The sequence below is a fragment of the Caulobacter sp. UNC279MFTsu5.1 genome (assembly GCF_900114015.1).
GTDB lineage: Bacteria > Pseudomonadota > Alphaproteobacteria > Caulobacterales > Caulobacteraceae > Caulobacter.
On record NZ_FORN01000009.1, the window covers coordinates 12,491 to 25,496 of the forward strand.

Annotated in this window: 13 protein-coding genes and 1 pseudogene; 9 read left to right on the plus strand and 5 right to left on the minus strand. The window is 68.6% G+C overall.

Annotated elements, in window-relative coordinates; translation table 11 throughout:
* Positions 1-16 precede the first annotated feature (16 nt).
* Positions 17-2,905, plus strand: a complete 2,889-nt coding sequence (locus tag BM066_RS07180; RefSeq protein ID WP_018062371.1) for a TonB-dependent receptor — start codon at positions 17-19, stop codon at positions 2,903-2,905.
* A gap of 219 nt (positions 2,906-3,124) precedes the next feature.
* Here BM066_RS07180 and BM066_RS07185 read toward each other — a convergent pair whose 3' ends face one another.
* Entirely contained in the window at positions 3,125-3,787 is a 663-nt protein-coding gene (locus BM066_RS07185; protein WP_018062370.1) for a peptidylprolyl isomerase, read from the minus strand.
* 349 nt (positions 3,788-4,136) lie between these two features.
* Here BM066_RS07185 and BM066_RS07190 point away from each other — a divergent pair, with 349 nt between their 5' ends.
* Together BM066_RS07190 and BM066_RS07195 are read left to right on the plus strand one after the other, a co-directional pair.
* Positions 4,137-5,267 (plus strand): hypothetical protein, encoded by a 1,131-nt coding sequence (locus BM066_RS07190; RefSeq protein ID WP_049801125.1) that lies wholly within the window; start codon positions 4,137-4,139, stop codon positions 5,265-5,267.
* Positions 5,268-5,280: 13 nt separating this feature from the next.
* Positions 5,281-6,867, plus strand: coding sequence for an EAL domain-containing protein (locus BM066_RS07195; RefSeq protein ID WP_177218398.1), 1,587 nt, complete (start codon positions 5,281-5,283; stop codon positions 6,865-6,867).
* Between the two features lie 37 nt (positions 6,868-6,904).
* Here the strand turns inward: BM066_RS07195 and BM066_RS07200 are convergent, their stop codons facing one another.
* From BM066_RS07200 to BM066_RS07210, 3 genes are all read right to left on the minus strand, one after another.
* Positions 6,905-7,333 (minus strand): DUF4345 family protein, encoded by a 429-nt coding sequence (locus BM066_RS07200; RefSeq protein WP_018062367.1) that lies wholly within the window; start codon positions 7,331-7,333, stop codon positions 6,905-6,907.
* Positions 7,334-7,408: 75 nt separating this feature from the next.
* The gene (locus tag BM066_RS07205; protein WP_018062366.1) at positions 7,409-7,819 is read right to left on the minus strand and encodes a VOC family protein; all 411 of its coding nucleotides are present in this window, start codon (positions 7,817-7,819) and stop codon (positions 7,409-7,411) included.
* Entirely contained in the window at positions 7,819-8,229 is a 411-nt protein-coding gene (locus BM066_RS07210) for a protease inhibitor I42 family protein (RefSeq protein ID WP_143093677.1), read from the minus strand. Before BM066_RS07210 ends, BM066_RS07205 begins: the two co-directional genes overlap by 1 nt.
* 220 nt (positions 8,230-8,449) lie before the next feature.
* On the opposite strand from BM066_RS07210, the gene groES reads away from it, so the two are divergent.
* The 6 genes and pseudogenes from groES to BM066_RS26920 form a co-directional block, all read left to right on the plus strand.
* Positions 8,450-8,740 (plus strand): co-chaperone GroES, encoded by a 291-nt coding sequence (gene groES, locus BM066_RS07215; RefSeq protein ID WP_004618615.1) that lies wholly within the window; start codon positions 8,450-8,452, stop codon positions 8,738-8,740.
* A gap of 57 nt (positions 8,741-8,797) precedes the next feature.
* Positions 8,798-10,444 carry a chaperonin GroEL gene (groL, locus tag BM066_RS07220; protein WP_018062364.1) on the plus strand — a complete coding sequence of 549 codons (1,647 nt, stop codon included), beginning with the start codon at positions 8,798-8,800 and terminating at the stop codon, positions 10,442-10,444.
* Between the two features lie 269 nt (positions 10,445-10,713).
* Complete coding sequence (locus tag BM066_RS26915) at positions 10,714-10,842, plus strand: hypothetical protein (RefSeq protein ID WP_018062363.1); 129 nt, start codon at positions 10,714-10,716, stop codon at positions 10,840-10,842.
* A gap of 62 nt (positions 10,843-10,904) precedes the next feature.
* On the plus strand, positions 10,905-11,219 hold the full coding sequence (locus BM066_RS07225) for a hypothetical protein (protein WP_018062362.1): 315 nt from the start codon (positions 10,905-10,907) through the stop codon (positions 11,217-11,219).
* Positions 11,220-11,432: 213 nt separating this feature from the next.
* Positions 11,433-12,599 carry a DUF3089 domain-containing protein gene (locus tag BM066_RS07230; RefSeq protein WP_018062361.1) on the plus strand — a complete coding sequence of 389 codons (1,167 nt, stop codon included), beginning with the start codon at positions 11,433-11,435 and terminating at the stop codon, positions 12,597-12,599.
* Positions 12,600-12,606: 7 nt separating this feature from the next.
* A pseudogene (locus tag BM066_RS26920) lies at positions 12,607-12,672 on the plus strand (hypothetical protein); the annotation flags it as partial.
* A gap of 75 nt (positions 12,673-12,747) precedes the next feature.
* Here BM066_RS26920 and BM066_RS07235 read toward each other — a convergent pair.
* Positions 12,748-12,927 carry a DUF1328 family protein gene (locus tag BM066_RS07235; RefSeq protein ID WP_018062360.1) on the minus strand — a complete coding sequence of 60 codons (180 nt, stop codon included), beginning with the start codon at positions 12,925-12,927 and terminating at the stop codon, positions 12,748-12,750.
* Positions 12,928-13,006: the final 79 nt, after the last annotated feature.

Genomic DNA, 13,006 nt, shown 5'->3' on the forward strand with positions numbered 1-13,006 from the left:
GCCAGGAGGAAAACGCATGACTCGATTCAATCCCCGCAAGACGCTGCTGGCCGCCACCGCCCTGGCCGGATTGGCGGCCGGCGCGGCCCACGCCCAGACCGCCGCCCCCGCGCCGACTCCGGCTCAAGCCGCCGTCGACGACACCGCCGTCGACGAGATCATCGTCACCGGCATCCGCCGCAGCCTGCAGGCCAGCACCACGGCCAAGCGCGACGCGGTGGCCTTCGGCGACTCGATCTTCGCCGAGGACATCGGCAAGCTGCCGGCCACCAACCTGGCCGAGACCCTGAACCGCATCCCCGGCGTCACCCTGAACCGCGACATCAACGGCGAGGGCGTGCAGGTCTCGATCCGCGGCCTGGGACCCAGCTTCTCCAAGGTGCTGCTCAACAACACCCAGATCGCGGTGGCCTCGGACGGCGGCACCACCGGCGGCAGCGCCAATCGCGAGGTTGACCTCGACTTCTTCCCGTCGGAGCTGTTCACCCGCCTCGACGTGGCCAAGAGCCCGATGGCCGACACCCTGGAAGGCGGCATCGCCGGCACGGTCAACCTGCACAGCGCCCGGCCGTTCGACCGGGAAGGCCAGCACCTGACGGTGATCGCCCAAGGCCAGTACACCGACAGCAACAAGGATATCAGCCCGCGCGGCGCGCTGGTCGCCAGCAAGACCTGGGACAAGTTCGGCGTGCTGTTCGGCGTCTCGGGCGTCAAGACCAAGACCCGCGTCGACGGCTATGAGACCGTCGGCTACACCGACGGCAACATCGCCTGCGCCGGCTGCAACACCGGCGCCGACACCGGCAACGGCTTCTTCTACGCCTCGGTCGTGCCCAACAACACCGGCCACGGCCTGACGGCCGGCGCGCCGCTGGACCTGGCCGCCACCTCGGGCCTGTCGCTGCAGGACCTGAGCCGGGCGCTGATCCCACGCCTGGGCCGCAACAGCTACACCGAGGGCACGCGCTCGCGCGTCTCGGCCCTGCTGTCGCTGGAATACCGCCCGACCGACGACCTGCAGTTCGCCATCGACGGCATCTGGGCCAAGTCCAAGCGCGACTATCAGCGCCTGAACATGAACTGGTACGTCCGCAACTCGGGTCCGGGCACGGCGCCGACCTCGACCGGCGGCATGGTGCCGATCGACCTGAAGGTGGACGCCAACCACGTGGTGACCTCGGGCACCTTCGCCAATTCGAGCTTCTTCCTCGAGAACGACATCTTCGACCAGACGACCAAGTTCTACAACGTCAACCCGACCGTGCGCTGGCAGCCGCGCGAGAACATCGTCGTCGACGCCCAGGTCAATTACGGCCACTCGACCTTCTTCCGCGAGCAGCCGCAGTTCGACTTCCAGACCCCGCGCGAAAGCGGCCTGGAGGTCTATTACCAGGCCAGCGACAGCGGCCAGCCCAGCATCACCACCAACCGCGACCTGGGCGATCCCAACCTCGGCTGGCGGTGGTACCGGGTGAACGTCCAGAACATCGCCCGCGACACCACCACCAAGGGCGCCCACGTCGACGCGCGCTTCGGCGACAGCGAGATCAACATCAAGGTCGGGGCGGCCTACGACCAGGCCAGCCGCTCGATCCGCGCCTACGACAACTCGACCGCCTTCCAGACCGCCGTCTGCGGCGCCACCTGCGACGGCGCGACGGGCCTGGTGCTCAACAGCCAGGTCGGCCAGTACCTGCGGCGGGTGAACATCGACGACTTCGGCCACCTGGCCAAGGGCGGCGTCGGCTACACCAGCTTCATCATGACCGACCTGGACGCGCTGAAGAAGGCGACCAACTACGCCTTCTATCGCGACAGCGCCCCGCGGACCCGCAGCGCGGTGACCGGCGGCTCGGTCGGCGACATCGAGGAAAAGACCTGGGGAACCTACGTCGAGGCCAACGCCAAGGGCTCGCTGCTGGACCGCGACGTCAGGATGAACGTCGGCCTGCGCTATTTCCACACCGACCAGACCGTCACCAGCCCGATCCAGGTGGCCTCGGGCCTGACCGATCAGACGCTGTCGGCCAAGTACGACGACGTCCTGCCGTCGGCCAACTTCACCTATGACGCGGCCGAGAACATCAAGCTGCGCCTGGCGATTTCGCGCAGCATGACCCGGGCCGACGCCGGCCAACTGCTGCCCGGCACGACCTTCTCGGACATCTCGGCCCAGGTCGCCAGCGCCGGCAATCCGGACCTGAAGCCCTACACCTCCAACAACATCGACATCGGCGGCGAGTACTACACCGGCGGCATCGGCTATGTGGGCGTGGCCTTCTTCCGCAAGGACATCGACGGCTTCACGGTCACCACCCAGACCACCGTGCCGTTCACCTCGCTGGGCATCAACTTCACCGACCTGAACACCTCGCAGCAGCAGGCCTTGAACCTGCGCGGCGGTCCCAGCGTGGCCACCGTGACGCTGAACCGGCCGATCAACCTGAACAAGCTGCTGATCCAGGGCGTCGAGCTGACCTGGGTCCAGCCGCTGGACTTCCTGGTCAAGGGCCTGGGCTTCTCGGCCAACGCCACCAAGCTGGAGCAGAGCTCGTCGACGGGCCTGTTCGCCCCCGGCGTCGCGCCGTACCGCGTCAACCTGCAAGGCTTCTACGAAGGCCACGGCGCGTCGCTCAGCGTGAACTACGTCTGGAACGACGAGTCGGTCGCCGCCAACGGTCCGCAGAACAACATCAATGTACCCTTGAAGGCCGAGGCCCGCGGCCAGCTGGACGTCTCGGCCGGCTATGTCCTGCCGTTCGCCGACAAGGCTTGGCGCGTGACCCTGGACGCCCTGAACATCACCAACGAGCCCCTGCGGACCACGTTCGGCTACGACAACGCGCCGTACAGCGTCTACTACCCCGGCCGCCAGGTGCTGCTGGGTCTGCGGGCCAGCTTCTGACCCGATCCTCCTCCCGGAGGTTTCGACTGGGCGGCGCCGGCGGCGGCGCCGCCTTTTTTTGTGTCGAGAGAGGGCGCTCGTCTCGTTGTCATCCCGGCCGCAGCGAAGCGGAGAGCCGGGATCCAGGTGAACCGCACCGCCTTCGCCCAGTCCCCTGGATCCCGGACAGCCTCTGCGAGGCTTCCGGGAGGACAACCCTTCATGACGCCCGGGAAGCCCTTACAGCTTCGGCGGCGCCGTCACGTCGGGTCCCGCGGGCGCCGGCACGCGGCGGGCCGAGGTGATCGGCACGGGCGGATCCAGGATCTGGCCCTTCATCACCGGATTGATCGCCTTGCCGGGCGTGGGCAGGGCCAGGATCTTCTTGGCCACGTCCATGCCCTGGACCACGCGGCCGAAGGCGGCGAAGCCCAGGTTGTCGCCGGTCGCGGCCGGGTTGGCGTCCAGATAGGGCGCGTCGCCGATGCAGATGAAGAAGTCCGAGGTGGCGGTGCCCGGCGCGGTGCGGGCGATCGAGACCGTGCCGTCGACATGCTTGAGGCCCGTCTGGCTGGTGGGCTCGTGGGCCACTGGCGGCAGGGCGCCGACGTTCTGCAGCCCGCCCTGGATCAGGCCGTAGTCCACCGCCCCCGGGGCCCGCGAGGCCCGAAAAAAGGTCGCCTTGTCATAGAGCTTGCGGTCGACATAGCGCAGGAAGTTGGCGGTGGTGATCGGCGCCTGGGCCACGGCCAGCGCGATGACGATCCGGCCCTGCGGGGTGTCGATGGCGACATAGACCGGCGGCTTGGGCGGCGCCGGAGCGACCTGGGCGGCGGCGGGAAAGGCGGCCAACAGGCCGGCGCCGACCAGGATCTCGCGGCGGACGAAGGGGCGATGGGTCATGGGGCGAGACTAGCCTAGTCCCGCGCCCTTCTTCCACCGTCATCCCGGGCCGGCGCCCGCCTGAACCGATAAAGCCCCGACCGCCCCCGAAACAACCCTGAGCAGCGGCCGGCGAACCTGCGCCGTTCGGTCACATGGGGCCTTAACTCTGCCGCACCGTCTCCGCTCTAACCTCGGGCGTTGGATGGAACCGGCATGTGTGACCGAGAAGCGCAAAGGCTGAACGTCATGAGATCCCGCAGCTTGCCCGCCGACATGGCGGGTCTGACCGACAATCGTTTCGCGAGCCGGCGGCAAGGCGCGCTCGCGACGCCATCATCCGCGCCGGTCGTTGGAGGCGTCGGGCCTGATGGAAAATGATCGATCGGTGCGCAGGCTCACGGCGCTGCAGCAGTCGGCCTCCACGGCGCGGGTCCTTAACCTCACGGCGATCCACCGCAAGCACGGCTCGGACCCGGCCTTCTTCGAAGCGCCCTTCTTCACCCATCGGCTGCTGGACCGGAGCATCATCCTGAAGCACCGGCTGCGGCCGCATGAATACAGCCTGTTCGCCACCCCCAAGCCCACCGCCACCAAGATCCTGATCCCGATCGACAACGAGGACTTGAAGGCCGGCGCCCACTACGTCTTCGTCGGCCAGCGGGATTTCGAGGCGGTGCTGCAAGCCGTGTTCGGCGACGACCTCAGGCCGGGGACCCGGGACCGCATCGTCCTCGACCTCATCGATTCCCTGCCCTCCCTGGATCCCTTCCTGCTGCGCGAACAGCTGCGGCGTCACGAGATCGAGCCGGCCCGGATCTATTTCGGGATCTCCGAGGCCGACATCCAGCGGATGTTCGACTTCGTGCGGGAGCAGATCACCAGCCTGGTCGCCCTGTCGGCCAAGGAAGGCTCGGCGGGCTCGTCCGCGGGCGCCGGCCGCCTGGTGGAGAAGCTCCTGTCCAACCGGCCGGAGGACGGCTTCGAACCCCTGAAGACCACCCTCAAGCTCAGCGACAAGGAGTATCTGGACGGGGTCTTCGCCTGGCGCGGTTTTCTTTACTACAAATGGCAACTCGAGGAGCTGAGGGGCGGGATCGCCGAGGTGGCCCTGGAGATCTCCAGCATCGCGCCACGCGGGGCGCGGGACCCGGAAGCCGCCCAGTACCTTCCCGAGGCGCGCCAACGCATCCGCGCCGCGGTCGGCCAGGCCATCTCGCGGGTCCAGGCCCTGCTGGACGTCTACAACAAGGCCTATCTGGACCTGACCGTGGGCGGCAAGACCCTGGGCTTTCGCGACTTCCTGCTCACCGCGCCCGGCATGTTCACCGAGCTTGGCGAGTGCCTGGGCGGCGTCCAGCACATCATCAGCTTCTGGCGCTACCGCTTCCCGGCGGGCAAGACGCGGCTGATCTCGCCCTCGGAGCTGATGGACGTGTTCCTCGATTTCGAGGACAGCCTGATCGTCGCGCCCAAAGATGCGCTCACCTGGGTCGCCTGACATGAGCGCGACCATGCCGCGGCGTCTCATGGGCTTCGCTTTCGCGGGCGCCGATCTCGTCTTCGAAGTGGCCGCCGACGGCCTGATCGGTCTGGCCCTGGGCGCGGCGGAGCGCCTGACCGGACGCAAGGAGCCGGATCTGAAGGGGCTGAACTGGCTGGCCCTGTTCTCCCCGAACGACGCGGAGCTGCTGAAGACCTTGCTGGACTGCGTGGGGCCGGGCGAGCGCCAGGGACCCTTGCGGGTCGCCCTTGCGCGGCCGGGGAAGATCGATCGTCACGTCTCGCTTTCGGTCTTCCGGATGCCGATCGCGGGCGCGGCCCTGTCCTGCGCCCTCAGCCTCGGCGCCGCGCCCCAGGCCGCCGTCGGATCGCCCCCCGACGGCCTGCTGGCCGCGTCCGACTTCACCGCCGCCGCCGACGCGCTGTTGCGGGATGCGGAATCGGCCGGCCTGTCGGTCCGCCTGGACCTCGTCGAATTCGCCGGCCTTGGCGGACATTTGGCCGAGCTGGGGCCGGACGCGGCCGCCGGGATGCGGCGACGCCTGGCCGCGACCCTGCGCGCCAATTCCCTGGGCGGATTGGGCGGAACCGAGGTCGCGCCGGACCGCTATGCGGTGCTCAGCCCGGAGACCGCGCCGGCGGACCGCCTCAAGACCGACCTCGGCCGGGCCACTGGCTCGCTCTTGGACCCCGCCGTCGTTCACCTGCCCTTGAAAGCCGGCGCCCAGGCCCAGAACCTGCGGGCCATGCGCTATGTCCTGGATCGCTTCATCGAGGACGGGCCCGACGCCGCCGCCGCGGGTTTCGAGGCGGCGGTCCAGCGGATGATCCGCGACTCCGCCCATTTTCGGGCCCGGGTGGCGGCGGGCGCCTTCCAGCTCGCCTACCAGCCGGTGGTGAGCCTGGCCGACGGCGGCCTGCACCATTTCGAAGCCCTGGCGCGGTTCGAAGCCAACGCCAGTCCGGCGGACACGATCCGGCTGGCCGAGGAACTCGACATGATCGCCGACTTCGACCTCGCCGTGGTCGGCACGGTTCTGTCGGCGTTGGAGGCGGAGCCCGCCGATTGCAGGATCGCGGTCAATCTCAGCGCCCGCTCCTTGACGCTGCCGCGGTTCCTGTCCGCCTTCGAAGCGCTCGTCGCCCCTCGTCCCGCCTTGCGGTCCCGCCTGTTGCTGGAAGTCACCGAGACCCAGATGATCGGGGATCTGGACGTCGCCAACGCCATAATCCGGCGGCTGAAGTCCCTGGGGCACGCGGTGTGTCTCGACGACTTCGGGGCCGGCGCCGCCTCGCTCGACTATCTGCGCCGCCTGGACATCGATATCGTCAAGATCGACGGCCGCTACGTCCAGGCGCTGCGGCGCGGCGGCCGTGACGCCGTGCTCCTGAAGCACATCGTCGCCCTTTGCTCCGATCTGGGCATGACCACGATCGCCGAGATGGTGGAAACGCGCGACGCCGCCAACCTGCTCCGCGACCTGGGTGTCGAGCTGGGTCAGGGCTGGCACTTCGCCAAACCTCTGCCCAAACCCCAATGGCGCGTCGCCGCGCCGCCGCCCGTCAAGCGCATGGGGGCGGTTGAGGAGTGGAGATAGTCTCGCCTGAGGAGCCTGTCGGGCGCCTCTCTGAAACCTAGACCAGCATCCCGTGCCCGCGCAGCACCACCAGCCGGCCGGCGTTGAAGAACGGCAGGGACAGGGTGACGGCGATCAGGATCTCGAAGGCCAGGCTGCCCAGGTTGAAGCGGCCGCGGGCGCGGTCGACCAGGGCCGAGACGGCGCGGCCCAGGGCGGCGCCGGCCCAGGCCATGGCCAGGGCGAAGGCCATGGCCGCCCCGACATGCGACTGGTAGCCCAGGAACAGGGCCGCGGCGGCGTGCGACAGGATCAGCAGGCCGCCCAGGGCCCGGCCCTCGGTCCTGCCCTCGACCTGGGCGCCGGCGGCGGAGGGAGTGTCGTCATCATCGCCCGCGTCGCTGTCCAGGGCGGTCAGGCCCAGGACCGTGCCGGGCCGGACCAGGGTCAGGCCGCCCAGCACCCCGCCGATCACGCAGGCGATCATCGCCAGGACGAGCGATAGGCCATAGCTCGAAAAGGTCACGCGGATCTGGTCTCCAACCGCTCGGTCTTAGGGTCTTCAGGCGGGCGCATGGCAGACGGCCTCGACGTTGCGGCCGTCCGGGTCGAACACGAAGGCTCCATAGTAGTTGGGGTGATAATGCGGCCGAACGCCGGGCGGTCCGTTGTCCGCGCCGCCGGCGGCCAGGGCGGCGGCGTGGAAGGCGTCCACCGCCGCGCGGGTCTTGGCCACGAAGGCCACGTGCATCGGGCCGGTCAGGGTCTCGCCGCCGCCGATCCAGAAGCTGGGCTTGCCCGCCTGGATGTCGCGGCTGTCGGCGGCGGGGCCATAGCCGAGATAGGCGTGGGCGCCGGTCTCCTCGGCGCTGACGCTCATCACGATCTCGATGCCCAGCGGGGCGAAGGCGGCGTCGTAGAAGGCCTTGGAGGCCTCCACGTCGCGCACGGTCAGTCCGATATGGTCGATCATCAGCGCACCCTTACCTTGAACACGACCTTGCGGTCGTCGGGCTTGTCGGGCTCCCAGGGGCGCTTGAACGTGAAGGCCAGTTCGGCCCGGCCGCGTCCGGCGCCCTGGTAGGTGTAGACCGTGGTCAGCCGGCCGCCGGGCAGGCCGGGCGAGGCGGCGACGTCCTGGCTGGAGCCGCCGCTCAGCACCAGGGGCGAGGCTTCTCGGTCCAGCCGCCACGCGTAGCCGGTCCCGGCGTTCGACCCCAGCCGCACCTCCAGGGTCTGGCCGCGCGCCAGCCCGACCGGGCCGCCGTCGGCCTCGGTGACGACGCGGGCTGCGGGCGGCGCGGCGCTGGCGCAGGCGGAGAGTCCGGCCGGGAGGGCCAGAAGGCCGACCAGGGCCAGGATCGGGATTTGCTTCGTCTTCATGATCGTCTTCATGCCGCCGTCTTCGTCCCTATCTATGTCCGTCGCCTGACTAGGGGCGGTTTCGCCCACAGCAAATCGGCGACTGTTCTCCTTGACTCCCCAACCCCCCGGTCCTAACTCCTGCCCGGCGTTGGCACTCGATGGGAGCGACTGCTAACAGCGGCGCTCCCCGCTTGCCGACGGACCATATCTTTAAAACCGTCCCGACGGAGAACGAGTCATGAAATTTCGCCCTCTCGGCGACCGCGTCCTGGTGAAGCGCGTCGAAGAAGAAACCAAGACCAAGGGCGGGATCATCATCCCCGACACCGCCAAGGAAAAGCCGCAGGAAGGCGAAGTCGTCGCCGTCGGCCCCGGCGCCCGCAACGACAAGGGCGACATCGTCGCCCTGGACGTGAAGGCCGGCGACCGCATCCTGTTCGGCAAGTGGTCCGGCACCGAAGTGAAGGTCGACGGCCAGGACCTGCTGATCATGAAGGAAAGCGACGTTCTGGGCGTCGTCGAGGCCTAAGGGCCCGACCCCTCGACCGCTTTTCTCCCCAAGTTTCTCTTTTAGAAGGGCTCTCAAATGGCCGCTAAAGACGTCTATTTCTCCTCCGACGCGCGCGACAAGATGCTGCGCGGCGTCAACATCCTCGCCAACGCGGTGAAGGTCACCCTGGGCCCCAAGGGCCGCAACGTCGTCATCGAAAAGTCGTTCGGCGCCCCGCGCTCGACCAAGGACGGCGTCTCGGTCGCCAAGGAAATCGAACTGGCTGACAAGTTCGAGAACCTCGGCGCGCAGATGATCCGCGAAGTCGCGTCGAAGACCAACGACAAGGCCGGCGACGGCACCACCACCGCCACCGTCCTGGCCCAGGCCATCGTCCAGGAAGGCCTCAAGTCGGTTGCCGCCGGCATGAACCCGATGGACCTGAAGCGCGGCATCGACAAGGCCGTGCACATCGTCGTCGACGAGATCAAGAAGTCGTCGAAGAAGGTCACCACCAACGCCGAAATCGCTCAGGTCGGCACCATCTCGGCCAACGGCGACAAGGAAGTGGGCGACATGATCGCCCGCGCCATGGACAAGGTCGGCAACGAAGGCGTCATCACCGTCGAGGAAGCCAAGACCGCCGAGACCGAACTCGACGTCGTCGAAGGCATGCAGTTCGACCGCGGCTACCTGTCGCCGTACTTCATCACCAACGCCGACAAGATGGAAGTCCAGCTCGAAGAGCCGCTCATCCTGCTGTTCGAAAAGAAGCTGTCGTCGCTGCAGCCGCTGCTGCCGGTGCTGGAAGCCGTCGTCCAGTCGGGCCGCCCGCTGGTGATCATCGCCGAGGACGTCGAGGGCGAAGCCCTGGCCACCCTGGTGGTCAACAAGCTGCGCGGCGGCCTGCGCGTCGCCGCCGTCAAGGCTCCGGGCTTCGGCGATCGCCGCAAGGCCATGCTGGAAGACATCGCCATCCTGACCGGCGCCCAGGTCGTCAGCGAAGACCTCGGCATCAAGCTCGAGAACGTCTCGCTCGACATGCTGGGCAAGGCCAAGAAGGTCTCGATCACCAAGGACGACACCACCATCGTGGACGGCGTCGGTGAGAAGTCGGCCATCGAGGCCCGCATCTCGCAGATCAAGAAGCAGATCGAGGACACCACCTCGGACTACGACAAGGAAAAGCTGCAAGAGCGTCTGGCCAAGCTGGCCGGCGGCGTCGCGGTCATCCGCGTCGGCGGCTCGACCGAAGTCGAGGTGAAGGAAAAGAAGGACCGCGTCGACGACGCCCTGAACGCGACCCGCGCGGCCGCCGACGAAGGCATCGTCCCGGGCGGCGGCGTGGCGCTGCTGAAGGCCTCCAAGGCCCTGGCCGCCCTGACCGGCGACAATGACGACCAGACCGCCGGCATCGCCATCGTCCGTCGCGCCCTGCAGGCTCCGATCCGCCAGATCGCCGAGAACGCCGGCGTCGAAGGCTCGATCGTGGTCGGCAAGATCCTGGAAAGCGACAACGCGACGTTCGGCTTCAACGCCCAGACCGAGCAGTATGTCGACCTGGTCGCCGACGGCGTCATCGACCCCGCCAAGGTGGTCCGCACCGCCCTGCAGGACGCCGCCTCGGTGGCCGGCCTGCTGATCACCACCGAAGCCGCCATCGTCGAAGCGCCCAAGAAGAGCGCTCCGGCCGGCGGCCCTCCCGGCGGCGGCATGGGCGGCATGGGCGACATGGACTTCTAAGAAGTCTCGTCAGCTCAAGCTGATTGTTACGGAGAAGGGCGGGGCCGAACGGTCCCGCCCTTTTTCTTTGCGTGGAGTTTCGGCGCGTATCGCCCTTCCACTCACCTTCGACGGGCGGAACGCCCGGTCGCGAGTCCGGGCGAGTGTTGTCCACGGTTCCCGCTCCGCTTGTGGATAACCGATCACAGCCACGTTAACACATGCAGCGAAACTACGGCCAAGCCCGTTCTTGACTCCGTGAACGCAGGAGGCGTTCAGGAGGCTGGGCGATGGCGAGACACGAGATCCACCATTTTCGTAACCGGCGTACCCCCAAGGCCATCTATATCGTGCTGGGCCTGGCCCTGTGGTTGACCCTGGGCCTGATCAGCCAGGCGGCGTTCCAGGTCCTGGGCTGACGACGCGCCCCTCCGGCTTCGCGCCGGGTGACGGCGCGTCGAAACCTGCTACATCGGCGGACATGTTTCGCCAGCGCCCCGACGCCGATCTGATCGTTCAAGGCTGGGTGGTCGGCGTGATGGTCGAGACGCCCGGCGAGCGGCTGCCCGTCCGCCACTATTTCGCCGTCGGCAAGCCCGACCGCGCCCAGGCCGAGTGGGCGGCGGTCGACCTGGCCATGCAGGCCGGCCCGGTCGCCTCCAGCCCGTCCGGCGGTCGCGAGCCCGTGGAGGCCCTGCGCGAGGTCGTGGCCTACAAGATGCGCGAACTGGGCCTGAAGCCGGGCGAGGCGCGAGCCCTGGGCGACAAGTTCCCGCGCCGGTGGCTGCCGGCTTGAGTTGACGCCCCCTCCGTCACGAGGCTGCGCCTCGCGCCACCTCCCCCGTTTCACGGGTGAGGAGAAGACAACCGCCCGCCGCTCCTCACCCGCATAGCGGGGGAGGTGGCATGGCGCGGATACGCGACATGACGGAGGGGGCGTCGCGCGAGGCCTTTCCTTCCCCGCCCGCCCAAGCCATCCTCCGTCCCGAACAAGCGTTGGAGGGGTGGAATGTCACGCAAGCTGTGGGCCGTGCTGGGCCTGGTCACGACGCTGGGCTTGAGCACGGCCGCCTGCGCCCAGCCGGCCCCCGCCGGGCCGGTCACGCCGAACGACTATGCGAAGGACGAAAACTGGCTGTGCCGCCCCGGCCGCCAGGACGCCTGCGCCGCCGACCAGACCGCCACGGTGATCCAGGCCGACGGTTCGACCAGCGTCGAGACCTTCAAGGCCGACCCGGACGCCCCGATCGACTGCTTCTACGTCTATCCGACGGTGTCGAGCGATCCGGGCGGCAACAGCGACATGACGCCGGACCTGCCGGAAAAGGCCGTGGCCGACCAGCAGTTCGCCCGCTTCGGATCGGTCTGCAAGCTCTACGCCCCCAGCTATCGCCAGGTGACCATCGCCGCCCTGCGCAGGGTGATGATGGGCCAGGCCTCGAACGGCGACGGCGAGCTGGCCTATGCCGACGTGCTGGCCGCCTGGAAGGACTATCTGGCCCGCGACAACCACGGCCGCGGCGTGGTGCTGGTCGGCCACTCGCAGGGTTCGCGCGTCCTGCTGCGGCTGATCAGGGAGGAGATCGACGGCAAGCCGGTGCAGAAGCAGCTGGTCTCGGCCCTGATCCTGGGCATGAACACGCCCGTCGACCCGGCCAGGGACGCCTACGGCTCGCTGCCCCTGTGCCGCAAGGCCGGCCAGACCGGCTGCGTGATCTCCTACGTCTCGTTCCGCGCCGACGTCCCGCCGCCGGCGACCAGCAAGTTCTTCGGCAAGGTCGCCGAGCCGGGGATGAAGGCCGCCTGCGTCAATCCGGCGGCCCTGGCCGGCGGCTCGGCCCCGCTGCGCAGCTATTTCAGCGACCGCACGATCATGGGTACGGCCATGCGCCCGGCCACGGTCTGGGCTCAGGGCGTGACGGTGTCGACGCCGTTCGTCGAGCTGCCGGGCCTGGTCTCGGCCGAGTGCGTCAGCCAGGGCGGCTTCGACTACCTGGCCGTCACGGTGCATCCCGACAAGGCCGACCCCCGCGCCGACACCATCCCCGGCGACCTGCTGGTGCTGGGCCAGCCGCTGAAGGACTGGGGCCTGCATCTGGTGGACGTCAATCTGACGATGGGGGATCTGGTGGCGGTGGTGGGCGAGCAGAGCAAGGCCTATACGGCGGCGAAGTAGCGGCCGCGGGACGCCCCCTCCGTCACGCTGCGTATTCGCAGCGCGCCACCTCCCCCGCTGCGCGGGTGAGGAGGAAGCACCGGCCTTCTCCTCCCCCGTGCAACGGGGGAGGTGGCCGCGAAGCGGACGGAGGGGGCGTCCGGCCGCCTCACTCCCGCGTCACGCTCTTGAACACCGTCACGCCCAGGACGGCGACGACGATGAAGCCCAGCAGGAACAGGAAGAACAGGATCTTGGCGATCCCCGCCGCCGCGCCGGCGACGCCGGTGAAGCCCAGGGCGCCGGCGATCAGGGCGACGATCGCCAGGATGACAGCCCATTTCAACATGGTCGTTTCCTCGATGACTGCGCCCGTTCAAGCGCGGGCTTCCAGGAGGCAACGCGGCCTCGGCGGGCTCCGTTCCCTG

Coding starts and splice junctions, on each gene's coding strand:
- BM066_RS07185 (WP_018062370.1), bottom strand. CDS start 3,787: ATGACCCATCGCCCCTTCGTCCGCCGCGAGATCCTGGTCGGCGCCGGC.
- BM066_RS07200 (WP_018062367.1), bottom strand. CDS start 7,333: ATGATCGCCTGCGTGATCGGCGGGGTGCTGGGCGGCCTGACCCTGGTC.
- BM066_RS07225 (WP_018062362.1), top strand. CDS start 10,905: ATGTTTCGCCAGCGCCCCGACGCCGATCTGATCGTTCAAGGCTGGGTG.
- BM066_RS07205 (WP_018062366.1), bottom strand. CDS start 7,819: ATGATCGACCATATCGGACTGACCGTGCGCGACGTGGAGGCCTCCAAG.
- BM066_RS07190 (WP_049801125.1), top strand. CDS start 4,137: ATGGAAAATGATCGATCGGTGCGCAGGCTCACGGCGCTGCAGCAGTCG.
- BM066_RS07180 (WP_018062371.1), top strand. CDS start 17: ATGACTCGATTCAATCCCCGCAAGACGCTGCTGGCCGCCACCGCCCTG.
- BM066_RS07235 (WP_018062360.1), bottom strand. CDS start 12,927: ATGTTGAAATGGGCTGTCATCCTGGCGATCGTCGCCCTGATCGCCGGC.
- BM066_RS07230 (WP_018062361.1), top strand. CDS start 11,433: ATGTCACGCAAGCTGTGGGCCGTGCTGGGCCTGGTCACGACGCTGGGC.
- BM066_RS26915 (WP_018062363.1), top strand. CDS start 10,714: ATGGCGAGACACGAGATCCACCATTTTCGTAACCGGCGTACCCCCAAG.
- BM066_RS07195 (WP_177218398.1), top strand. CDS start 5,281: ATGCCGCGGCGTCTCATGGGCTTCGCTTTCGCGGGCGCCGATCTCGTC.
- groES (WP_004618615.1), top strand. CDS start 8,450: ATGAAATTTCGCCCTCTCGGCGACCGCGTCCTGGTGAAGCGCGTCGAA.
- BM066_RS07210 (WP_143093677.1), bottom strand. CDS start 8,229: ATGAAGACGAAGCAAATCCCGATCCTGGCCCTGGTCGGCCTTCTGGCC.
- groL (WP_018062364.1), top strand. CDS start 8,798: ATGGCCGCTAAAGACGTCTATTTCTCCTCCGACGCGCGCGACAAGATG.